This is a genomic window from Phenylobacterium sp. NIBR 498073, from assembly GCF_027286305.1.
Taxonomy (GTDB): Bacteria; Pseudomonadota; Alphaproteobacteria; order Caulobacterales; family Caulobacteraceae; genus Phenylobacterium.
Genome location: NZ_CP114599.1, coordinates 1,899,891 through 1,922,961, shown reverse-complemented (window position 1 = coordinate 1,922,961; position 23,071 = coordinate 1,899,891). Strand labels below are relative to the sequence as shown.

General features: G+C 68.8%; 19 protein-coding genes. 6 read left to right on the top strand and 13 right to left on the bottom strand.

Annotated elements, in window-relative coordinates:
- Window positions 1–6 precede the first annotated feature (6 nt).
- Window positions 7–4,650: a glutamate synthase large subunit gene (gltB, locus tag O4N75_RS09580; RefSeq protein ID WP_269629127.1), complete on the bottom strand. Its 4,644-nt coding sequence runs from the start codon at window positions 4,648–4,650 to the stop codon at window positions 7–9.
- Between the two features lie 141 nt (window positions 4,651–4,791).
- Window positions 4,792–5,937: an L-lactate dehydrogenase gene (locus O4N75_RS09575; protein ID WP_269629126.1), complete on the bottom strand. Its 1,146-nt coding sequence runs from the start codon at window positions 5,935–5,937 to the stop codon at window positions 4,792–4,794.
- A gap of 56 nt (window positions 5,938–5,993) precedes the next feature.
- On the opposite strand from O4N75_RS09575, the gene O4N75_RS09570 reads away from it, so the two are divergent.
- Window positions 5,994–6,365: a DUF423 domain-containing protein gene (locus O4N75_RS09570; RefSeq protein ID WP_269629125.1), complete on the top strand. Its 372-nt coding sequence runs from the start codon at window positions 5,994–5,996 to the stop codon at window positions 6,363–6,365.
- Here the strand turns inward: O4N75_RS09570 and O4N75_RS09565 are convergent.
- Entirely contained in the window at window positions 6,356–7,573 is a 1,218-nt protein-coding gene (locus O4N75_RS09565) for a multidrug effflux MFS transporter (protein ID WP_269629124.1), read from the bottom strand. The two genes, O4N75_RS09570 and O4N75_RS09565, sit on opposite strands and share 10 nt — an antisense overlap.
- A gap of 102 nt (window positions 7,574–7,675) precedes the next feature.
- Here O4N75_RS09565 and O4N75_RS09560 point away from each other — a divergent pair, with 102 nt between their 5' ends.
- From O4N75_RS09560 to O4N75_RS09550, 3 genes are read left to right on the top strand one after another with little or no spacing between them, the layout of a single operon-like run.
- On the top strand, window positions 7,676–8,659 hold the full coding sequence (locus O4N75_RS09560) for an alpha/beta hydrolase (protein WP_269629123.1): 984 nt from the start codon (window positions 7,676–7,678) through the stop codon (window positions 8,657–8,659).
- Window positions 8,660–8,669: 10 nt separating this feature from the next.
- Window positions 8,670–9,662, top strand: a complete 993-nt coding sequence (pip, locus tag O4N75_RS09555) for a prolyl aminopeptidase (protein WP_269629122.1) — start codon at window positions 8,670–8,672, stop codon at window positions 9,660–9,662.
- A gap of 16 nt (window positions 9,663–9,678) precedes the next feature.
- Window positions 9,679–10,206: an ATP-binding protein gene (locus O4N75_RS09550; protein WP_269629121.1), complete on the top strand. Its 528-nt coding sequence runs from the start codon at window positions 9,679–9,681 to the stop codon at window positions 10,204–10,206.
- 1 nt (window position 10,207) lies between these two features.
- Here the strand turns inward: O4N75_RS09550 and rodA are convergent, their stop codons facing one another.
- The 6 genes from rodA to O4N75_RS09520 all read right to left on the bottom strand — a co-directional run bounded on the left by rodA (window position 10,208) and on the right by O4N75_RS09520 (window position 17,857).
- A complete protein-coding gene (gene rodA / locus O4N75_RS09545) occupies window positions 10,208–11,362 on the bottom strand; it encodes a rod shape-determining protein RodA (RefSeq protein WP_269629120.1) in 1,155 nt (384 codons plus the stop codon).
- Entirely contained in the window at window positions 11,359–13,377 is a 2,019-nt protein-coding gene (gene mrdA / locus O4N75_RS09540) for a penicillin-binding protein 2 (protein WP_269629119.1), read from the bottom strand. The genes rodA and mrdA overlap by 4 nt, the downstream gene beginning before the upstream one ends.
- A gap of 12 nt (window positions 13,378–13,389) precedes the next feature.
- Entirely contained in the window at window positions 13,390–13,899 is a 510-nt protein-coding gene (locus O4N75_RS09535; RefSeq protein WP_269629118.1) for a hypothetical protein, read from the bottom strand.
- Window positions 13,900–15,087: a rod shape-determining protein MreC gene (gene mreC / locus O4N75_RS09530; protein ID WP_269629117.1), complete on the bottom strand. Its 1,188-nt coding sequence runs from the start codon at window positions 15,085–15,087 to the stop codon at window positions 13,900–13,902.
- Window positions 15,088–15,150: 63 nt separating this feature from the next.
- The gene (locus O4N75_RS09525; RefSeq protein WP_056020526.1) at window positions 15,151–16,194 is read right to left on the bottom strand and encodes a rod shape-determining protein; all 1,044 of its coding nucleotides are present in this window, start codon (window positions 16,192–16,194) and stop codon (window positions 15,151–15,153) included.
- Window positions 16,195–16,426: 232 nt separating this feature from the next.
- Window positions 16,427–17,857 carry an HWE histidine kinase domain-containing protein gene (locus tag O4N75_RS09520; RefSeq protein ID WP_269629115.1) on the bottom strand — a complete coding sequence of 477 codons (1,431 nt, stop codon included), beginning with the start codon at window positions 17,855–17,857 and terminating at the stop codon, window positions 16,427–16,429.
- Window positions 17,858–18,056: 199 nt separating this feature from the next.
- Here O4N75_RS09520 and O4N75_RS09515 point away from each other — a divergent pair, with 199 nt between their 5' ends.
- Both O4N75_RS09515 and O4N75_RS09510 read left to right on the top strand, forming a co-directional pair.
- Window positions 18,057–19,583 carry an ABC-F family ATP-binding cassette domain-containing protein gene (locus O4N75_RS09515; RefSeq protein ID WP_269629114.1) on the top strand — a complete coding sequence of 509 codons (1,527 nt, stop codon included), beginning with the start codon at window positions 18,057–18,059 and terminating at the stop codon, window positions 19,581–19,583.
- A 32-nt stretch (window positions 19,584–19,615) separates the two neighbouring features.
- Window positions 19,616–19,969, top strand: coding sequence for a hypothetical protein (locus tag O4N75_RS09510; RefSeq protein ID WP_269629113.1), 354 nt, complete (start codon window positions 19,616–19,618; stop codon window positions 19,967–19,969).
- Here the strand turns inward: O4N75_RS09510 and modA are convergent.
- From modA to O4N75_RS09490, 4 genes are all read right to left on the bottom strand, one after another.
- A complete protein-coding gene (gene modA / locus O4N75_RS09505) occupies window positions 19,966–20,721 on the bottom strand; it encodes a molybdate ABC transporter substrate-binding protein (protein WP_269629112.1) in 756 nt (251 codons plus the stop codon). The two genes, O4N75_RS09510 and modA, sit on opposite strands and share 4 nt — an antisense overlap.
- A gap of 12 nt (window positions 20,722–20,733) precedes the next feature.
- Entirely contained in the window at window positions 20,734–21,243 is a 510-nt protein-coding gene (locus O4N75_RS09500; RefSeq protein ID WP_269629111.1) for a molybdopterin-binding oxidoreductase, read from the bottom strand.
- Window positions 21,244–21,252: 9 nt separating this feature from the next.
- Window positions 21,253–22,044: a TOBE domain-containing protein gene (locus tag O4N75_RS09495; RefSeq protein ID WP_269629110.1), complete on the bottom strand. Its 792-nt coding sequence runs from the start codon at window positions 22,042–22,044 to the stop codon at window positions 21,253–21,255.
- 116 nt (window positions 22,045–22,160) lie between these two features.
- Entirely contained in the window at window positions 22,161–23,039 is an 879-nt protein-coding gene (locus O4N75_RS09490) for an EamA family transporter (protein WP_269629109.1), read from the bottom strand.
- Window positions 23,040–23,071: the final 32 nt, after the last annotated feature.

Below are 23,071 nucleotides of genomic sequence, written 5' to 3'. Positions count from 1 at the left end.
CTCTGACTATTCCGCCGCGACGGCCGCAGCCGCCTGACGTTCCGCGGCCATTTCCTCCAGCGCGCGGCGGTAATCCTTGGGCATGACCTTCACGAACGAGCCGAGGGTCTGGTCCCAGTTTTCCAGAATCTGACGAGCACGCTCCGACCCCGTGTAGAGGTGATGACGCTCGATCAGGATGCGCAGACGTTCGGCGTCGAAGCGGAGCACGTCGCCCATGCCGTTGTTGTCGACCGACAGCGAACGCTGGCTCGGCCGGAACGGCTCGTCCTCTCGGGTCGCCGGGGTCGCGGGCTCGACCTTTTCGAGGTCGACCATCGCCTTGTTGCAGAGGTCGGCGAAGCGGCCCTTGGGATCGTAGACATAGGCCACGCCGCCGGACATGCCGGCCGCGAAGTTGCGGCCGGTGTCTCCCAGGACGACGACCACGCCGCCGGTCATGTACTCGCAGCCGTGGTCGCCCACGCCCTCGACGACGGTGACGGCGCCGGAGTTGCGGACGGCGAAGCGTTCGCCGGCCACGCCCTGGATGTAGGCCTCGCCGGCGATGGCGCCGTAGAGCACGGTGTTGCCGGCGATGATGTTCTGGGTCGGGTCGCGACGCGCCTCGGCCGGCTGACGCACGACCACGCGGCCGCCCGACAGACCCTTGCCGACATAGTCGTTGCCGTCGCCGGTCAGTTCCAGCGTCACGCCGCGGGCCGCGAAGGCCCCGAAGCTCTGGCCGGCCTGGCCGCGGAACTTGATGGCGATGGTGTCTTCCGGCAGGCCCGCATGACCGTAGCGCTTGGCCACCTCGCCCGAGAGCATCGCGCCGGCGGTGCGGTTGATGTTCTTGATCGGGTATTCGAGCACCACCGGCTCACCCCTCTCCAGCGCCGGAGCGGCGTCGGCGATCAGAGTGTTGTCCAGCGCCTTGCCCAGGCCATGGTCCTGGCGGTCCATGTTCCAGAGGCCCTTGGCGCCTTCCGGAGCCGCCGCATAGAGCAGCTTGGATAGGTCGACGCCTTCGGCCTTCCAGTGATCGACGGCCTCGCGGGCGTCGAGGCGGTCGACACGGCCGACCATCTCGTTGACCGTCCGGAAGCCGAGCGAGGCCATGATCTCGCGCAGTTCCTCGGCCACGAAGAAGAAGTAGTTGATCACGTGCTCGGGCTGGCCGGTGAAGCGCGCGCGCAGCACCGGATCCTGGGTCGCCACGCCCACCGGGCAGGTATTGAGGTGGCACTTGCGCATCATGATGCAGCCGGCGGCGATCAGCGGGGCGGTCGCAAAGCCGAACTCGTCGGCGCCCAGCAGGGCGGCGATGGCGACGTCACGGCCGGTGCGCAGGCCGCCGTCCGCCTGGACCGCGACGCGGGTGCGCAGGCCGTTGAGCAGCAGGGTCTGCTGGGTCTCGGCCAGGCCGATCTCCCAGGGCGAGCCGGCATGGACCAGCGAGGTCAGCGGCGACGCGCCGGTGCCGCCCTCGAAGCCCGAGATGGTGATGTGGTCGGCGCGGGCCTTGGCCACCCCGGCGGCGACCGTGCCGACGCCGACTTCCGACACCAGCTTCACCGAGATGCGGGCGCCCGAATTAACGTTCTTCAGGTCGTGGATCAGCTGGGCCAGATCCTCGATCGAATAGATGTCGTGGTGCGGCGGCGGGCTGATCAGGCCGACGCCCGGCGTCGAGTGCCGGACCCGGGCGATGTTCTTGTCGACCTTGTGGCCGGGCAGCTGACCGCCCTCGCCAGGCTTGGCGCCCTGGGCCATCTTGATCTGGATGTCGTCGGCATTGACCAGGTACTCGGCGGTGACGCCGAAGCGGCCCGAGGCCACCTGCTTGATGGCCGAACGCATCGAGTCGCCGTTCGGCAGCGGCTTGAAGCGGTCTGCTTCCTCGCCGCCCTCGCCGGTGTTGGAGCGGCCGCCGATGCGGTTCATGGCCACGGCGAGCGTGGTGTGGGCTTCACGGCTGATCGAGCCGAAGCTCATCGCGCCGGTGGCGAAGCGCTTGACGATCTCGCTGGCCGGCTCGACCTCTTCGATCGGAACCGGCGTCTCGTTGAAGTTGAAGCGCATCAGACCGCGAATGGTCAGCAGGCGCTCGGACTGATCGTTGATGCCCTCGGCGAAGGCGCGGTAGTCGTCCGAACGGCCGCCGCGAACCGCGTGCTGCAGCTTGGAGACGGTTTCCGGGGTCCAGGCGTGATGCTCGCCGCGCAGACGGAAGGCATAGCTGCCGCCGACGTCCAGCATGGTCGCGTAGATCGGATTGTCGCCGTAGGCGTCGCGGTGACGGCGCACCGACTCCTCGGCGATCTGCGCCAGGCCGATGCCTTCGATCGTGGTGGCGGTGCCGGTGAAGTAGGTCTCGATCAGCTCGGACGACAGGCCGACGGCGTCGAAGATCTGGGCGCCGCAGTACGACTGGTAGGTCGAGATGCCCATCTTGGACATCACCTTCAGCACGCCCTTGCCAATAGCCTTGATGTAGTTCTTGCGGACCTCGTAGGCCGACAGCGCGATGCCCTCGCGCTGGCGCAGGTTCTCGAGCGTCTCGAACGCCAGGTACGGGTTCACCGCCTCGGCCCCGTAGCCGGCCAGGACGCAGAAGTGATGCACTTCGCGCGCTTCGCCGGTCTCGATCACCAGGCCGGTCTGCATGCGCAGGCCCTGGCGGATCAGGTGATGGTGCACGGCGGCGGTGGCCAGCGCCGCCGGGATCGGGATGCGGTCCGAGCCGACGCGGCGGTCGGACAGGATCAGGATGTTCTTGTCGGCCAGGACGTTGTCGGTGGCCTCGCGGCACAGACGGTCCAGCGCCCGGTCCAGCCCCTCGGCGCCGTCGGCGGCCGCCCAGGTGGTGTCGATGGTGGCCGTGCGGAACGAGCCGTCCAGCAGTTCGCTGATCGAGCGGATCTTGGCCAGGTCCTCATTGGTGAGGATCGGCTGGGAGACTTCCAGGCGCTTATGAGTGCCGGCGTGGCGGCCGAGCAGGTTCGGGCGCGGACCGATCATCGAGACCAGGCTCATGACCAGTTCCTCGCGGATCGGGTCGATGGGCGGGTTCGTGACCTGGGCGAAGTTCTGCTTGAAGTAGTCGTAGAGCAGCTTCGAGCGCTTCGAGAGCACGGCGATCGGGGTGTCGGCGCCCATCGAGCCGATCGGATCTTCGCCGGTGGTCGCCATCGGCGCCAGGAAGAACTGTTCGTCTTCCTGGGTGTAGCCGAAGGCCTGCTGGCGATCGAGCAGCTGGGCCGCGTCGTTCGACAGCGCCTCGTTGAAGGCGATCTCGGGCAGCTCTTCCAGCTTGAACTGGGTGTCGCGCAGCCAGTCAGCGTAGGGCTCGGCCTCGGACAGGGAGCGCTTGATCTCCTCGTCCTCGATGATGCGGCCTTCTTCCATGTCGATCAGCAACATCTTGCCAGGCTGCAGACGCCACTTGCGGACGATGCGCTCCTCCGGGACCGTCAGCACGCCGACTTCCGAAGCCATGATCACATGGTCCTGGTCGGTGATGATGAAACGGGCCGGACGCAGGCCGTTGCGGTCGAGGGTGGCGCCGATCTGGCGGCCGTCGGTGAAGGCGACGGCGGCCGGGCCGTCCCACGGCTCCATCAGCGCTGCGTGGTACTCGTAGAAGGCCTTGCGCTTGGCGTCCATCAGCGGATTGCCGGCCCAGGCTTCCGGGATCAGCATCATCACCGCATGGGCCAGCGGATAGCCGCCGGCGACCAGCAGCTCGAGCGCGTTGTCGAGGCAGGCGGTGTCCGACTGGCCGTGCGGGATCAGCGGCCACATCTTGTTGAGATCGGGCCCCAGCAGGTCGCTTTCCAGCGTGCGCCGGCGCGCGTTCATCCAGTTCACGTTGCCGCGGACGGTGTTGATCTCGCCGTTGTGGGCGATGAACCGATAGGGGTGCGCCAGCTTCCAGGACGGGAAGGTGTTGGTCGAGAAACGCTGGTGAACCAGGGCCAGGGCGCTCTCGCAGCGCTCGTCCTGCAAGTCCTTGTAGAAGGTGCCGACCTGATCGGCGAGCAGCAGGCCCTTGTAGACCACGGTGCGGGTCGACAGCGACGGCATATAGAGGTTGGCGATGCTGGGAATGCCGTGCTTCACGGCCAGCTCCGCCAGCGGGTTCTGGGTCTGCTTGCGGACCGCCAGCAGCTTGCGCTCATGCGCGTCCTGGCTGCGGATGTTCGGGCCGCGGCCGATGATCGCCTGGCGGATCACCGGCATGTCGGCGAGCACGGCAGCGCCGAGACCGTCAGTGTTCACCGGGACGTCGCGCCAGCCCAGCAATGGCTGATGCTCGACCTTCAGGAAGTGCTCGAACTGCGCCATCACGACGTCGCGCGCGGCGTCGTCGCTAGGCAGGAAGCACATGGCCACGGCGTATTCGCCGGCCGGCGGGAGATCGACGCCTTCCTTGGCCGCCCAGTCGCGGATCAATGCATCGGGAATTTGAATCAGAATCCCGGCGCCGTCGCCGACCAGCGGGTCGGCGCCGACCGCGCCGCGGTGATCGAGGTTGATCAGGATCTCGAGGCCGGAGGTCACGACCTCGTGCGATTTGCGACCTTTAATATTGGCCACGAAACCCACGCCGCACGCATCGTGTTCGTTGCGCGGGTCGTAAAGACCTTGCCGCTCGGGAGCTCCCATCCGGATACCTCGCTCTCAAAACTCAGGCACGCAGCAGGGCCGGCTTTCGGCGACCGTTGTTGCGCGCAAATTCGGCGGGCATTTACCCGGCAAGATCAGCCCTTGTCGATGGGCCTGCGCGCCTCAAATTGAAAAGATTTTCTAAGGTGCGACGTCTAGTAGCAACTTATCGGCGTCTCGCGCGGCGACGCAGCCGGTCAGCACCATGGCCGTGGAGAGCTCGGCGCGGAGGGTTCCCAGCATCTTGGCGACCATCGGCCGCCCCCCTGCCCCCAGCGCATAGGCCCAGGCCCGGCCGATGAAGCAGGCCTTCGCTCCCAGGCTCAACGCCTTCAGCACGTCGAGACCCGAGCGAATCCCGCCGTCCATAAGGACTTCCAGGTCATCTCCGACGGCATCGACGATGGCCGGAAGGGCCGAAATCGACGAGCGCACGCCGTCGAGCTGACGTCCGCCGTGGTTGGAGACCACCAGGCCCTGGGCGCCGGCGCGGACCGCATCGCGCGCGTCCTCGGGGTCGAGCACGCCCTTGATCACGATCGGGCCGTCCCAAACCTGGCGGACGAAATCGAGGTCGGCCCAGGTGACCGATCGATCAAAATTTTTTGCGATCCAGCTGAGGAAGTCGGTGACGCTGCGCCCTTGGGGAATCGCCCCAGCCACCGAACCGAGGCTGTGGGGGCGGCCGTTGAGCCAGACGTCCCACAGCCATTCGGGGTGCGTCACCCCCTGCCAGGCGGTGTTCAGCGCCCCGGAAAGGGCCGTGGCGCCGGTGAAGCCCGAGCGGATGTCGCGATAGCGCGCGCCCGGCAGCGGCAGGTCGACGGTGAACACCAGCACCGGGCAGCCGGCGGCCTTGGCCCGGCCCAGCAGCTCGCGCATGTAGCCGCGGTCCTTGAGCATATAGAGCTGGAACCAGGGGGCCTTTCCGCTCTCGGCGACCTCCTCGACCGAACAGACACCGACGGTCGACAGACAGAACGGCACTCCGGCGGCGGCCGCGGCCCTGGCGGCCTGCACCTCGCCGCGGCGAGCGTACATGCCGGCCATGCCCACCGGCGAAAGCCCGATCGGCATGGCCATCTTCTGGCCCAGCACCTCGACCGACAGGTCAAGCTGGGTCATGTCGCGCATCACCCGCTGGCGGAGGGCCAGCGCCTCGATGTCGGCGACGTTCCGTTCCAGCGTCACCTCGGCGTAGGAGCCGCCGTCGATGTATTCGAAAAACATCGGCGGCAGACGCCGCCTGGCCAGCTCGCGATAATCGGCGACCGATGCCGGGTTCATTTCCCGCCCCCCCTGTACTTGTGGTCAATGCTAGCGGGAGTCGCTAGGCAGACGGCATGAGCAATCTGCGCATCTGGATGTCCGCCGCCGCAGCCTGTGGCCTTCTCGCCGTCGCGTTTGGCGCTTTCGCCGCCCATGGCGTAACTGATCCCAAGGCCAAGGAGTGGATGCATACGGGCGCAACTTACGCCTTCCTGCACGCCTTGGCAGTCTTCGCGTCGGTAGTGGTGGTTAACGCCGGCGGTCGGCTGGCGCGGGTGACGCCGCCGCTCTTCCTCAGCGGAATCGCGATCTTCTCGGGATCGCTGTTCGCCATGGCCCTGGGCGCGCCGCGTTGGTTCGGGGCGATCACGCCGATCGGCGGGCTGCTGTTCATGGTCGGCTGGGCGGTGCTGGCCTGGGCCGCCCTGCAGAAGCCTCAGGACTGAGCGGCCTTCGGCAGGGCCAGGGTGCGCAGCGCGAGGGCCGAGCCGATCACCGCGAGCGCCATGACCACCGCCATCGGCCGCGGCGTGCCGTCATGGAACGCGCCCGACAGGCTGGCCGCCAGCGCCCCGACGCCGAACGAGGCTCCGCCCATCAGGGCCGAGACCGAACCGGCCCGCCGCGGGTCGACATTGAGCGCGCCGGCCATGGTGTTGCCCTGCATGAAGCCGTAGCTGGCCAGCAGCACGAACAGCAGCGGCAGGATGCTCCAGCGCTCGCCGAAGCCGGTCAGGGCGGCCAGCGCCAGGGCGATGGAGGCCAGCACCGCCGCCTGGCTCGCCCGTTCCAGCACCTGGTCGGGCGTGGACCGGCGCAGCAGATAGCGGTTGACCTGGCTGGCCCCGATGATCGCCGCGGCATTGAGGCCGAACACCCAGCCGAAATGCTGGGGAGAGATGCCGTAGGTCCCGATCAGCAGGTCGGGCGAAGCCGAGATGTAGGTGAACAGCGTCGCGCCGTTCAGCGCCCCGGCCAGGGCGTAGCCGACCAGGCGGGGTTGGCGCAGCAAGGCCCGATAGGCCTTTAGCGGGTTCTCAGCGGCGGCCTGGGCGGCGGTCTCGGCCGAGCGCGATTCCTTGAGCCACAGCAGGGTCGCCGCACCGCAGGCCAGGCCGAACACCGCCAGCGCCCAGAAATTCAGCCGCCAGCCGCCGAGCGTCAGAAGCAGGCCGCCCAGCATCGGGGCGAGGATCGGCGCCAGCCCCATGATCAGGGTCATCAGCGACAGCATCCGCGCGGTTTCGGTGTGGTTGAACCGGTCGCGGACCACGGCGCGGGCCACCACCCCGCCGGCGCAGCCGCCGAGCGCCTGGACGAAGCGGGCGGCGATCAGCATGTCGCCGGAGCTGGCCAGCGCACAGGCGACTGAGGCGGCGACATAGATCGCCACGCCCAGCAGGATCGGCCCGCGGCGGCCGAAGCGGTCCGAGGCCGGGCCGTAGAAGAACTGGCCGATCGCCATCCCGGCGAAGAAGGCCGCGACCGTTCCCTGCGTCTGGGCCGAGGTCGCCCGCAGGTCGGCGCCGATGGCCGGCAGGCTGGGCAGGTACATGTCGATCGACATGGGCGCGAAGGCGGTCAGCGCGCCGAGCAGGAACACCAGGCCCCAGGGGGTGCGGTCGGCGGCGACGGCGGCTTGCGTGCTGGTCATTGGCTCCTTCTAGCGTCATTCGCGCCGATCGCGCCAAGCGCCGCTTGCCTTCCGCGCGAGGAACCCTGGCAAGCTCGTCCAAACCTTCGGAGGAAGCCCGCCATGTCCACCGCCCTCGCCCGCCAGATGCCGCCCGTCCAGCACGCCAAGGTCAACGGGATCGACATGGCCTATTATGAAGTCGGGCCGCGCGGCCAGGGCGTGCCGCTGATCTTCTGCCACGGCTTTCCGGAGCTGGCGTTCTCGTGGCGCCACCAGTTGGCGGCCTGCGAGGCGGCGGGCGTCTGGGCGATCGCGCCCGACCAGCGCGGCTATGGCCTGACCGAGCGGCCGGCGGCGGTCACCGACTATGACATGGAGCACCTGACCGGCGACCTGGTCGGGCTGCTGGACCACCTGGGCGCGGCCAAGGGCGTGTTCGTCGGCCACGACTGGGGCGGCATCGTCGTCTGGCAGCTGCCGCTGATGCATCCAGACCGCGTGGCCGGGATCATCGGGCTCAACACCCCGTTCATGCGTCGCGCGCCGATCGACCCGATCGAGGGGATGCGCAAGGTGTTCGGCGAGGACATGTATATCGTCTGGTTCCAGAAGCCGGGCGTCGCCGACGCGGCCCTGGCCGCCGACGTCGACAAGACTATGCGCTTCTTCATGCGCCGCCCGGCCGCCATCCAGCAGGTCGCGGCCCCCACCGGCGGCTCGACCTTCGCATTCGGCGATGCGCTGAAGGCCTGGGACAAGGCCGACACCGCCAACCAGCTCCTGAACGCCGACGAACTGGCCGGCTTCGTCGAGACCTTCCAGGCCACCGGCTTCACCGGCGGGATCAACTGGTACCGCAACTTCAGCCGCAACTGGGAGCGTTCGACCGACCTGCCGACCCGCATCGACGGCGTTCCCTGTCTGATGATCATGGCCGAGAAGGACGTGGTGCTGTCGCCGGCCATGGCCGACGGCATGGAAGAGGTGATCTCCGACCTGGAGAAGGCGCTGATCAAGGACAGCGGCCACTGGACGCAGCAGGAGAAGCCCGAGGAGGTCAACCGGCTCATCCTGGACTGGATGGGGCGCCGCTTCCCGAAGTAGACTGGCCGGGATGGAACGCAACACACCCCCCTTCGCCGTCTCCAACACCGTGCACCGCAAGGGGCTGTACCCGGACAACGAGCCGTTCGCTTATGGCTGGCTGCCGACCGGCGGGACGCACGAGATATTCTATGAGGAGTGCGGCAATCCCGACGGCAAGCCGTGCGTGATCCTGCACGGCGGCCCGGGCGGGGCGATCAACCCGACCATGCGGCGGTTCTTCAACCCGGCGAAGTGGCGGATGGCGCTGTTCGACCAGCGCGGCTGCGGCAAGTCGCGACCGAACGCCAGCCTGGAAGACAACACCACCTGGACGCTGATCGAGGACATCGAGCGGCTGCGTATCCATCTGGGCGTCGAAAAGTGGACGGTGTTCGGCGGCAGCTGGGGCAGCACCCTGGCGCTGGCCTACGCCATCACCCATCCGCATCGGGTCGAGGCGCTGGTGCTGCGCGGCATCTTCCTGCTGACCCAGCGGGAGCTGCGCTGGTTCTACCAGGAAGGCGCCTCGATGCTTTTCCCGGATGCGTGGCAGCGGTTCTGCGCGCCGATCCCGGAGGCCGAGCGCGGCGACATGATGGCCGCCTACCACAAGCGCCTGACGCACTCTGACCGCCGCATCCAGGCCGAGGCCGCGGCCGCCTGGAGCCAATGGGAAGGCGACACGATCTCCATCCGCGGGCCCGAGGCGCGGCCGTCGAAGTTCAACGAAATCGACTTCGCCATCGCCTTCGCACGGATCGAGTGCCACTTCTTCGCCAATGGCGGCTTCTTCAAAGAGGACAACTGGATCCTCAACAACATCGACAAGATTCGCGGCATTCCGGGTTGGATCGTCCAAGGCCGGTTCGACGTGGTGACGCCGATGGACAGCGCCTGGCGGCTGAAGACCGCCTGGCCCGAGGCCAGTTTCGACATCGTTTGGGACGCGGGCCACGCCTCCACCGAGCCGGGCATAGTCGACGGCCTGGTGCGGGCGACGGACCAGGCGCTGAAGCTGTAGGCCCCGGAGCGTCGCCATGGCAGTCACCATCGCCGACGCGCTTCTGTCCCTGAGGCCCCTGCCCGGCCTGGCGGTGCTGATGTGCGGCGTGGCTGGCAGCGGCAAGACCGCATTCGCCATGGCGCTCGAGGAGACCGGCTTCCTGCGGCTGTCGATCGACGAGGAGGTCTGGCGCCGTCATGGCCGGTACGGCGTCGACTTCCCAGCCGACGCCTACCCCGCCCTGCTGGAGCCGGTGCGCGCTTGGCTGCGGAGCCAGGTCGGCGAGGCGGTGCGCGGCGGCCAGGCGGTGGTGATCGACTCCAGTTTCTGGAGCCGCACCCATCGCGACGAGTTCAAGGCCGAGATCGAGCGCGCGGGCGGCCGCTGGCGGCTCATCTATCTGCACGCTCAGCCCGAGCTGCTGCAGCGCCGTCTCGCAGACCGCCGCGAACAGACCGATCTGCGCGGGACGATCCCGGTCGACGATGCGATGCTCGCCCGCTTCCTACGCAGCTTCCAAGCGCCGGTCGGCGAGGGCGAGACGACTGTGACGGTCGCCTGACCTACATCAGCGCGCCCTTGCCGCTGGTCACTTCCGAATAGCGGTGGACGCGCACGGCCTGGACCAGGCCGAAGCCGATCATCACCGTCAGCATGACGGTGCCGCCGTAGGACAGCAGCGGCATCGGCACGCCCACGACCGGCGCCAGGCCCATGACCATCGCCCCATTGATCAGCACGTAGAGCGCGAAGGTGGCGGTGGTCCCGGCCGCCGACAGCCGTCCGAAGTGCGAGTGGGCCAGTGCCGAGGTGCGCAGCGCCATGAAAATCACCGCGCCGTAGAGGAACAGCAGCGAGAAGCACCCGAGGAAGCCGAACTCCTCGGCCAGGGTCGCGAAGATAAAGTCGGTCTGCTTCTCGGGCAGGAAGTTCAGCTGGCTCTGCGAGCCGAGGCCGTAGCCCTTGCCGAAAAAGCCGCCGGAGCCCAAGGCGATCTTGGACTGCAGGATATGATAGCCCGAGCCCGAGGGGTCGCTTTCGGGATCGAGGAAGGTCAGCACCCGTTTGCGCTGGTAGTCGTGCAGCACGAACATCACCAGCGGCGGCACCGCGACGACGAAGGCCGCAATCCCGGCGAAGATGATCCGCCAGGACAGCCCCGCCAGCACGACGATGGCCACCCCGGTCATCGCGATCAGCATCGCGGTTCCCAGGTCCGGCTGGTGCATGACCAGCACCGTGGGCGCCCCGATCATCGCGGCGGGGACCAGCAGCCACCAGGACAGCCGCGCATTGTCGGCCGAGATGCCGTGATAAAACCGCGCCAGGGCCAGCACGATCCCGAGCTTCATGATCTCCGACGGCTGGAAACTGAACGGCCCTAGGGCCAGCCATCGCTGCGCGCCCATGCGCACGTCGCCGGCCACCTCGACCGCGACCAGCAGCAGCAGGCCGACGCCGTAAAGCGGATAGGCGATCGCAAACCAGACCCGCAGGTCGATCATCGCCAGACCGATCATCAGCACGAAGCACAGCGCAAAGCGGGTCAGGTGCTTGGCCGCCCACGGCTCCCACGAGGATCCGGCGATGGAGAACATCATCAGGGCCCCGGCGCCGGCGATCAGGCAAAGCGCCAGGGCGAACAGCCAGTCGATCTCGGACAGCTTGACGACCAGACGGTCGCGCTCGCCGGGACGGGTCAGGGCGCTGACGGTCATATCGCGCCTCCAGTGGGGGTAGACGCAGCCGGGGCCGGAGCGGCAGGCGCGGTCGGGGCCGCGGTGACGGTCGGCGCCTCGGGCGCGACGCCTTCGGCCTCCAGCGGTTCCGGAGCCTCCGGCATCGGCATCGGCGTCTCGATGCGCGAGCGCAGCTCCGGATCCTTCATCAGCGCCACGCGCATCACCTCGCGGGCGCGCGGGGCGCCGGCGGTGGCGCCGCCCAGGCCGCCGTGTTCGACGATGACCGCCACGGCGTAGCGCGGATCATCGACCGGCGCGAAGGCGACGAACAGGTTGTGGTCCTTCAGCCGCCAGGTGACGCCGGCGCTGCTGCGCGAGGCCAGGCCCGCATAGGAGCGGACCTGGGCGGTGCCGGTCTTGCCGGCCATCTGGATGTCGCCCAGGCCGAGCTGGCTCTGGCGATAGGCGGTGCCGCCGGTGTCGTTGGCCACCGCGACCATGCCGCCGCGGACATAGTCGAGCTGTTCCTTGGTGAACGGCAGATCGGGCACGTCGTCGCCGTGCGGCCGCTCCACCCCGCCGACCGACTTGATGAGCCGCGGGTTCAGCGCCTTCTTTCCGTTGGCCAGGCGAGCGGTCATCACCGCCAGCTGCAGGGCGTTCACCGCCACGTAGCCCTGGCCGATGCCGTAGCTGACCGAGTCGCCCGGCTGCCAGACCGGCTCGCGCTTGACCGCCTTGCGCTTCCATTCGCGCGAACCGACGACGCCCTTCTTCTGGCCGGGAATGCCGATGTCGAAGATCTGGCCGAAGCCCATGGCGTGGGCCGCCTTGGCGATCGGATCAGGGCCCATCCGCAGCGCCGTTTGGTAGAAGTAGATGTCGCAGGAGTTCTTGATGGCGTCGTGCATGTTCTGCGAGCCGTGCCCGCCATGCTTCCAGCAGCGCCAGGTGCGCCCGCCCCAGTACCAGCCGCCCGAGCAGTGGACGCGCACCTCCGGGTCGACCCCGGCGGTCAGGGCGGCTAGCGCCACCGTCGGCTTGAAGGTCGAGCCGGGCGGGTAGGTGCCGGTCATCACCTTGTCGAGCAGCGGCTTGCGCTCGTACTGCGCCAGGGCGCGGTATTCGGGGCCCGACAGCCCGCGCACGAAGCGATTGGCGTCGAAGCTCGGGGACGAAGCCATGCACAGCAGGTCGCCCGTGCGGCAGTCCATCATGACGATGGCCCCGCTCTCGTCGCCCATCACTTCCAGCGCGCGGTTCTGGATATCGACATCGAGGGTCAGTTCGATGCGCTTGCCGGGCGTGCTCGGGATATCGCCGGCCTCGTCCTGGCGGACCTCGCGGCCGTTGGCGTCGACCTCGACCTTGCGCGCCCCGGCCTTGCCCCGCAGGTCCAGGTCGAACGCCTTCTCGACGCCCTGGCGGCCGATGCGGAAGCCGGGATTGAGCAGGATCGGGTCGGAATTCGGCCCTGTCGGGGTGAGGTCTTCCTTGTTGACCTTGGCCACGTAGCCGATGACGTGCGCGAAGGCGCCGCCGTGCGGATAGACCCGGACCTCGCCCATGTCGGCGGTGACGCCCGGCAGTTCCGGGGCGCGGATGTTGATGGCCGAAAACTCGTCCCAGCTCATGTCCTCGAACACCGACACCGGCACGCGCTTGGGGGTCTGCTTGATGTCCTTGATCAGGCGCAGCTGCCGCGCCTCGTCCAGCGGCACGAAGGTCGCCAGCGTCTTCAGCGTGCCTTCGACGTCCGTGGAGTTGTCCTCCCGCGTGACCAGCAGCCGGAAGTTCGGACGGTTGGAGGCCAGGATCGCGCCGTTGCGGTCGACGATCAGGCCGCGCGGCGGCGGCACCAGGCGGAAGTTGAACTGGTTCGAAGCCGAGAGTTTCTCGTAGCGCTGGGTTTCGATGATCTGCAGGTGCGCCAGACGCGCCCCGAGCGCGCCCAGGCCGAGGCCCGCGATACCGCCGAGCAGGAACATCCGGCGGTGAAACACACCCTGCCGTTCATTGACCTCGGAGAAGAAGATCGACGGCTCGGCCATCGCTTCGGGACCCTAGCGGAAACGCACGTCTGCATCCTCGAACCGGTCGATGAGCAGGTGCGCGAACGGAAACAATATGATTGTGGCGAGGAATTGCCAGGCGACGGCGATGGGGTCAGCTGTCGCATGGGCCCCGACCATCGTGAACAGAAAGGCGGCCCCAAGCGCCAGGCCGGTGGCCGCCGCGTACCAGGCCCACATGACCGGAAAGCTCTGGCCGGCCATCATGCTGCGCCCGACCAGCGCCGCGCCATAGACCAGCAGCAGCGACAGCGCCCATAGGCCCATCGGCGCGCCCCAGACGATGTCCAGGAACAACCCCATCGCCAGCACCGCGACCGGCGCCAGCATGGACGGACGGATCACCGCCCAGGCGAACGCAGGCACCATCGGGAAGATCGGCTCAGGCAAGCTGAGGCCGAAGGGCCGGAAGGGCAGCGAGAAGAGGACGGTCAGGATCAGGCACTGGACAAGCGGGACCCCGATCCAGCGCCAGGGGGCCAAGGGGCGCGCGCCGGCCATCTAGAACGGGACCTCCGGCGGAGGCGGCTGTTGTGGCTGGGCCGTGGAGGCCGCGGGCGCGGCGGGCGCGGCGGGCGCGGTCGCCGGACGATTGGCGGGCGCAGGCCGCGGCGTTGCGGGACGCGGCGCAGCCGTCGTCGGGCGAACCGCAGCGGGACGCGCGGCGGCTGGCGCGGCCGCGGCCGGCCGTGCGGCGGCAGGCGCCGTCTGGGGTGCGGCGGCCTGGGCCGCGGGAGCGCGGACCGCCGGCGCCGGCGTCGTCGAGGTCACGCCGACGACCGGTGGCGGGTTGGTCGGCGGCGGCACGGGCATGCGGTTCAACTCGGCGGCCGCCGCGGCGGCCAGCTGCGAGAAGTCCTGGAACTGCATCACCTGCACGAAGTCGACCGGCGCGGCGTCGGAGGCCAGCACCGCGCGCCAACGGCCGTCCAGGCCCTTGACGGCGACGCCGACCGGCAGACCGCGCGGCAGCACCCCGCCGTCGCCGGAGGTCACGATGCGATCCCCCTGCTTCACCGGGTCCTGGCCGCGCAGGTACTCGAGCCGCGGATTGGGGCCGCCGTCGCCCGCCAGGATGGCGCGGGCGTTGGTGCGGTCGATCATCACCGGCGTGCGCGAAGCGATGTCGGTGAGCAGCAGGATTCGGCTGGCGCCGTCGGTCACGCCGATGACGCGGCCGACCAGGCCGTTTTCGCTCATCACCGGATTTCCCGGCCTGATGCCCTTTTCCTTGCCGGCGTTGGCCAGGCGGGTGTTGGAAAACGGCCCCCTCGCCTCGCTGACCGTGCGGGCGGCGACCATCGGGATCGGCGGGTCGGTCTTCAGGCCCAGCAGGGCCTTGTAGCGGTCGTTGGTGTCGCGCAGGGCCAGGGCGGCGACCTGCCACTCACGCGCCTCACGCAGCTCTTCCTTAAGTCGCCGGTTCTCGGAAACCGCGAAGAAGTAGCCTCGGACGCCGTCGACGCCGTCCCCGATCCACTCGCCGGGCGTCGCCAGCACCCCGGTCACCGGCGCGGCGATCGCATCGCCGACCTTGCGCGAGGCGCCATAGGCCTCGGTCTGGAAGGTCTCGCGGCGGTCCGACAGCAGCAGCACCAGGGCCACGACCATGGCGACGACCAGCGCGACCCCGGCCGTCCAGGCCAAGGGCACCTTCAGTTCGCCAAACGGGTTCTCGCGAAGCGCCACCTGAACCTGCTCGCCCTAGAGGCGCAGCCCGGGAGCCCTCCCCCAGACCGCGACTCGGCAATACTACGCCAGGGTGGACTCCAGGACGCCCTTCATCCACTTCGGATGTTCGAGCACCTTGCCGCAGCCGAGCGCGACGCACGACAGCGGGTCATCAGCCACAGTCACCGGCAGGCCGGTGTGATCGCGGATCTCGGCGTCCAGGCCGCGCAGCAGCGCGCCGCCGCCGGTGAGCATGATGCCCTTGTCGGCGATGTCGGAGGCCAGTTCCGGCGGAGTGGCTTCCAGCGCCATCTTCACGGCGTCGACGATCTGGCCGACCGGCTCGGCCAGCGAGTCCGAGGCCTGCTTTTCGCTGATGCGCACTTCGCGCGGCACGCCCTGCATCAGGTCGCGGCCCTTGACCTCGATCGACAGGCCCTCGCCGTCGGCCGGCGCGCGGGCGGTGCCGATTTCCTTCTTGATGCGCTCGGCGGTGGTTTCGCCGATCAGCAGATTATGGTTGCGGCGCATGTAGCTGATGATCGCCTCGTCCATCTTGTCGCCGCCGACACGGACGGAACGCGAATAGACGATGCCCGACAGCGAGAGCACGGCCACCTCGGTGGTGCCGCCGCCGATGTCGACGACCATGGAGCCGGTCGGCTCATGGATCGGCAGGCCGGCGCCGATCGCCGCAGCCATCGGCTCGTCAATCAGGCCGACGCGACGGCCGCCGGCGTTCAGGCAGGAATCGTTGATGGCGCGGCGCTCGACGGCGGTGGCGCCCGACGGCACGCACACGATCACCTTCGGGTTCACGAAGCCCTTGCGGTTGTGAACCTTGCGGATGAAGTACTTGATCATCTCTTCGGCGACTTCGAAGTCGGCGATGACGCCGTCGCGCATCGGGCGGATCGCTTCCATGTGCCCGGGCGTACGGCCCAGCATCTGCTTGGCCTCGATGCCGACCGCATGGACGACCTTCCGGCCGCCCACGTTACGCAGAGCCACGACGGAGGGCTCGTTCAGAACGATACCCTTGCCCTTCATGTAGATGAGCGTGTTGGCGGTGCCGAGATCGATGGCGATGTCGTTCGAAATGGCGCCGAAGAGGGACGAGATCATGCAGGGCCCTGGAGGGTGGGGAGCAGAATTGGGGGTGTGCGAAGCCCAGGCTGCCGACGCTTCGTTTCGAAACTCGAAACGCCAGGCGACGCCAGCCTCCGCTTGCAGGACAGAAGGTCCGTGTGCCCTGCAAGTGGGCTGATTTCAAGGCTTAATGAGAGGTCTGTGATTTCGCGTCGCACGTGTACAGGGGGATGCGCCTGAGGGAGCCGTCCAATGGTGGGGGATGGGTTCAAACCGTCGCTGAAATCGGGGCGGAAATACGGCAGCGCAATCCGGACTCCTGGAAGTCGACTTCGACTTGGCCGCTAAGCTCGCGCTCGACCGCGCCCTTGATGAAGCGCAGACCGAAGCCCCGGCGCAGAGGATGCGACGGCGGCGGCGGGCCGTCGGTCTCACGCCACTCCAGGAACAGGAAGTCCCCAACCCGCGTCCAGTGCACCAGCAGGCGGCCCTGCGGCGAGGACAGCGCTCCGTGCCGCGCGGCGTTGGTCGCCAACTCGTGCAGCGCCATGGCGAAGGTCACTGAGGCGCGGGTCGAGAGCTGGACCGAGGGCCCTTCGCAGATGGCGACGTCCGGGCCGTAGGGCGCCAGCACGCCGGCGACGATGTCGCCCAGGTCCGCCGTTTCCCACCGCTGCTCGGCCAATCGGTTGTGGGCGCCCGACAGAGCCATCAGCCGCGCCTCGAACGCCTGGCGCATCCCGGCCGGGTCGCCGACGTCGTGGAAGCTGTGGGCGGCCAGCGACTGCACCGTGGCCAGGGTGTTCTTCACCCGGTGGTTCAGTTCGTCGAGCAGGGTCTTCTGCAGGTCCTCGGCCCGTTTGCGCTCGGTGATGTCGACCAGCATGTTGATCGCCCCGACCAGTTCGCCGTCGCCGCCGCTGAGCGGGGTCGGATAGGCCAGCAAGGCGCCGCGACTGCCGTCGGGCCGCTCGAAGATCACCTCCGCCCCAGCGATCTGCCGACGCTCGCGCAGAGCGATCGCCATCGGGCAACGTTCGGGCGCCAGCGGCGCGCCGTCGGGCTCGAACAGCCTAAACGAGCCGCACCAGCGGTCGTGGCCAAGCCTGGGCTCGCGTCCCCAGAGGCTCACGGCGGCGTGGTTGTAGCTGAGGATGCGGCCTTCGGAATCGGTCTGGTAGGTCGCGATCGGCGAGGTCTGGACCACCCGCTGGGTCCAGGCCTGGCGATTACGCAGCATCTCGCGCGCCTGGCGCAGCTCGGTGACGTCCTGGAGACTGTTGACCGCCCCCATCAGCCGCCCGGCCTCGTCGAACAGCGGCTCGACATTGGCCAGCAGATGGCTGCGACGACCGTCGAGGTGGAGGATGACCACCTCGCGGTCCTTGACCGGCGCCCCGGTCGCCAGCGCCACGGCGACCGGCGATTGCTCGGCCGACATCGGGCTGCCGTCGGGATGGAAGGAACGTTCGAACGGCGCCCGGCCTCCGGGCGGCGGCGGCTTGCCGCCCCACATCTCGACCGCACGGCTGTTGAACTGGATGACCGCGCCCTTGCGGTCGCAGACATAGACGCCGATCGGCAGCCGCTCGAGCAGGCCCTCCCAGGTTTGGAAGGCGCGCCGAAGCAGGACCTCGGCGGCGGCCGCCCGACCGGACAGTCCCGCCTCACCCACCGGAGTTCCCCCGACATCGTACATGTCGCCGCCCGCTACTGTGCATTTGGGGCCTCAAATCAGTCAGCGTTCCAGATTGTTCCGTCGAGTCGGCGACATTGACGACTCTGCTGTGGACGAACCCGTGGACTGTTTCCCGCGCGCTACAGCCAAGCGGCAACCCCAGGTCTACAAAGGCGGTTTCGTCTACCGGCCCTGACGGCCGAACATCGTGTGCACGAAGATGTCATCTCGCCAGGCCGTCCTGGGCGTCGAAGGCGCCAGCTTCTTCTACGGATCGAGCAAGGTCTTCGAAGGCGTCAGCTTTCAGCTCGACGACGCGCGGACCGCGCTGGTCGGAGAAAACGGCGCCGGCAAGTCGACCTTGCTGAAGTGCCTGCTGGGCGAGCTGGAACTGATCGACGGCCAGATCGTCCGCTCCCGCGGCCTGAAGATCGGCTACGTGCCGCAGGAGACGCCGTCCGGCCTGGGAACCAAGACTGTCCGCGAGGTGCTGGAGGCCGCGCTGCCGGCCGCCGACGGGTCCGAGGACTGGAAGGTCGACGTCCTGCTGGACGAGATCGGCGTCACCTACGAGACCGCCCAGCGGGCGTTCGGCTCGCTCAGCGGCGGCTGGCAGCGGCTGCTGCTGATCGCGGCGGCGGCGCGGCTGGCCGAGCCGGACCTGCTGATCCTCGACGAGCCGACCAACCACCTGGACCTGTCGAACATCAACACGCTGGAGACTTGGCTGGACCAGGACCCGCGGCTGCCGATGCTGATCGTCAGTCACGACCGCGAGTTCTTGCAGCGCATGACGACGCGGACGCTGTTTCTGCGCTCGGACGGGGCGCACAGCTTCAAGACCCCGTTCGTGGAGGCGCGCGAGGCGCTGCTGCAACGGGACGCCGCCGACGCCGTGCGCCGCCAGCTGGAAAGCAAGGAAATCGAACGCCTTCAGAAGGTTGCGGCCCGCTACCGGATCTGGGGCGTGAAGAACGACAAGTTCGACAAGCGCGCCAAGGCCACCGAGAAACGCATCGAACGGATCGAGGCGGACCGCACCAGCGCCTATTCAGCCCGCGAGCGGCGGCTGGAGCTGCACGACGGCGACATGGACGCCAAAGTGGCGCTGCGCATCCGCGATTATGCGGTGACCACGCCCGATGGCGCGCGCAAGCTGTTCTCGATCGAGCGGCTGAACGTGGCGCGCGGCGACCGGATTGCGCTGCTCGGCGTCAACGGCGCGGGCAAGTCGATGCTGCTGTCGGCCTTGGCGCGCGCCTTCGACCCGGAGCTGGAGCACTATGACGGCCAGGCGCAGATCAGCTTCAATCCGCAGAGTCGGCTGGTCTATTTCGATCAGAAGATGGCCGACCTGCCGTTGAAGACCAGCCTGCTGGACTATGTGGCCTCGGCCGAGAGCGCGACCGACCGCGACGCCAACGCCCTGCTGGCCAAGGCCGGCTTTCCCTATGTACGGATCAAGGGCCCGATCGGCGACCTGAGCCACGGAGAGCGGGCGCGCCTGGTGTTCCTGCGCATGAAGCTGGCGCGGCCCAACCTTTACCTGCTGGACGAGCCGACCAACCACCTCGACATCGAGGGTCAGGAGGAGCTGGAGGCGCAGCTGGAGGGCGGCGAGACCGCCTGCATCTTCGTCTCGCACGACCGCTACTTCACGCGCAGCGCCGCCAACCGCTTCCTGGAGATCCGCAAGGGCAAGCTGATCGAGGTGGACGGGCCGGAGGCGTTCTTCGCGGCCCAATAGGCGCAGGACGCGAAACGCCCTAAGTCTGCGGCATGCAGAAAGTGATCACCTGGGCCGGCCGCGGGGCCCTGCTCGTCGTGCTGGCGGTGTGCGTCGTCGGCGCCCTGGACCCGAACTACAACGCCAAGAAGTGGGCGCCGCCGGCAGATGCGGTGATGCACATCATCTACGGCTATCTGCTGACGGTGCTGTCGATCCTGGCGCTGCCGAAGATCAAGCCGTGGAAGATCGGCGGCGTCTACCTGGCTCTGGGCGCCGGACTGGAGCTGTCCCAGATCCTGGGAGTGGTGTCGGGCACCTTCCAATGGAAGGACCTGGTCGCCAACGTCGCCGGGGTGATCGCCGCCCTCTTCCCGATGTGGCTGGCGCGCCGCAAGGCGCGCTAGCGGAGGACCACGAAGCCGTACTTGCGGAACACCGCCGCGGCCTTGGGCGTGCGCATGAAGGCCAGGAACTTGGCCGCATCGGGATTCTTCGAACTGGCGACCAGGGCGGCTGGGTAGACGATCTTCGGATGCGAGCCGTCCGGGAACAGGCCGACGATGCGGACCTTCGGCTCGACCTTGGCGTCGGTGTCGTAGACGATCCCCAGCGGGGTCTCGCCGCGGGCGACGAACTGCAGGGCGGCGCGGACGTTCTCAGCCTGGACCAACTTGCCCGAGACGCTATCCCACGCCCCCAGCGCGGTCAGCGAGGCGCGGGCGTACTTGCCGGCCGGCACGTCGGGGCCGGCGACCGCCAGCCGCCCGGAGCCCAGCGCCTTGGCCAGCGGCATGCCCTTGCCGACCTTGAGCGCCACCTTGGAGTCGGCCGGCGCGATCAGGGCCAGACGGTTGGTCAGCAGGTCGCGCCGGCTGGCCGCGACGATCAGCTTGCGCTCAGCCAGGTAGTTCATCCAGTCGCTGTCGGCCGAGACATAGACGTCGGCCGGCGCGCCTTGCTCGATCTGGCGGGCGATGGCCGAGGAGGCTGCGTAGGAGAACCGCGCCTCACCGCCGGCCTTCTCGTACTCGACCCCGACCTCGTCGAGGGCGTTCTTCAGCGAGGCGGCGGCGAAGACGGTGACCGGGGCGGCGTGGGCCGCGGTCGCCATCAGGGACGCGACCAGCAGCGCCGCGATCCAACGAAGCAGCTTCATGACTGCGCGCTCCTAGTGCTTCTGCTCGCCGGCGACCGGCGCGGCGTTGGCGAGGCGGATAACCTCGATGGTCTCGACCATGCGGGCCGAGCGGGCGGGCCGCAGATCGTCCTCGACGACGATCCGGAACGGACCGTCCTCCTTAAGCGGGCCGGAGGCATCGCGGCCGGCCAGGATGATCTTGCCCTTGCGGGTGCCGGGATCGGTCTCGGCCAGGCCGAACACCACCTGATAGCCGTCCCTGGCGGTGACCCGGATGACGGTGGCCAGTTCGGGTCCGCGCACGGCCTTGCCGCTGGCCGCGCCGACCCGGGCGACGATGTCGGCGAGCGGCGCGCCTTCGAAGGTCGAGGTCTTGCCGTGATGGGTGACGGTCAGCTTGACCTGCGGCAAGGCGGCGAGGTCAGCCGCCGACAGGCTGGCGCTCTGCCCGTCGGCCCCCTTGAGGGCCACGCTCTGGGCCAGGGCGGGCCCCGCCAGCGAGAGGGCGGCGAGCACGGTGATAAGGGAAAGCGGGCGCATCGGCGCCTCCTATTCGACGGCCAGGATGACGTGGGGCGCCTTGATCAGGGCGGTCACGGCGTCGCCGGCCGCCAATTGCATGATCTCGGCGCTCTCGCGGGTGATGGTGGCGACCAGGGTCTTGCCGTCGGCCAGGCCCAGACTGATCTCGCTGCTGACCGCGCCGTCCTCGCGCCGCAGAACCTCGGTGCGCAGCTGATTGCGTGCGGAGGTCAGCAGCCCCTCCCCCTTGGCGAGGACGACGAAGCTGGACTTGATCAGGGCGATGGCCGGCTTGCCGACCGCCAGGCCCAGGTCCTCGACGCTCTGGCGGGTGACGACGGAGACGATCTCGACCCCGTCGGCGACCTTGAGCGTGACTTCGGAGTTCACCGCGCCGGGGGTGATGTCGCTGACCACCCCGCGCAGGGCGTTGCGTGCGCTGGTCTTCATGCCGAGACTCCAGAAAAGGCCCCCGAGATCGTCGCCGCCGAGACCGGCCTCGATGCGCGCCAGGGCGGCGGCCAGCTCGGCCTCGACCTTATGGAAGGCGGCGATCACAGCCAGGCCGCGATCGGTGACCTGCGCCGCCCCGCCCGAACGACCGCCGGGCTGGGCGGCGATCAGCGGCGCGTCGAACAGGTTGTTGAGCGCCTGCACCCCGTCCCAGGCGCCCTTGTAGCTGAGACCCAGCCGCTTGGCCGCCGCGCTGATCGAGCCGAGTTCGGCCACCGCCTCAAGCAGGGCGATGCGCTCGGCCCCGACGCGGCTGGCGCCGCGACGAAGGAAAAGGGCTGCGTCCAGGGAGCTGTCGGCGCTCATCTCAGAGTCTCATGCGGAGGTCGGCGACGACGTCGCAACAGATCCACCTCGCTCGTTATGAAGTCATACTACATAACGCGACTCGGTGAGCAGAACCAACCGGCTTGCGGCGAAGCTTAACCCAGGGCGGTCATCACCACGCCGGCGGCGGTTGCCGCGCCGCCCAGCATCTGGCGGACGGTGAGCTTTTCCTTGAACAGGCGACGGCCCGCCGCCGCGGCGATCGGCGCCTCGATCACGCCGACGGCCCGTACTGCGCCGGCCGGGGCCATGGCCAGGGCCGCAAACCAGCAGGCCGAGGCCGCCGCCCCAAAGAAGCCGGCGCCCAGCGACTGACGCCACGACGTCAGCACGGCGCGCGACGCCTGCGGGCGCGTGGCCTCGAGGAAGATCAGCAGGCCGATCGACTGCAGGGTCTGAGCGACGCAGACCGAGGCAGTGGCGGCGAACAGCGGATGGGCCGGATCGAGCGCCACGCCGGCCTGGCGGTAGGCGTTGAGGGTCACGCCGAAGGCCAGGCCCGAGGCCAGACCAAACAGCGCGCCCTGCGCCGCGCCTTTCTCGGCCCCGGCCTTAGGCCAGGACAGCACCGCCAGCCCCGCCGTGGTCGCCGCCACGCCGATCCAGGCCTGGGCGCTGAGATGATCCCCGACCAGGACGCCCATCAGCGCCGCCAGCGGCAGGGACGACTGCTGCATGAAGGTCGCCACGGCGAAGCCGGAGCGGCGCATGGCGACCAGCAGGGCCGCGGTCGCCGCCACCTGGCCGGCCGCCCCGGCGCTGACCGCCGCGGCGAAGCGCCAGGAGAAGCGGGGATCGGCGTCGGGCGTGGCCAGGGCGACCACGGCGAAGATGATCAGGGCGAACGGCAGGCCGAATAGAAAGCGGACCAGGGTCGCGCCCCACGGGCCGGCGTCGCCGACCAGGCCGCGCTGCAAGGCGTTGCGCGCGACCTGCAGCGGCGCGGCGGCCGCCGTCAGGAAAATCCAGAGCATGTCTCAATGATCCGCTCATCCCCGCGCAGGCG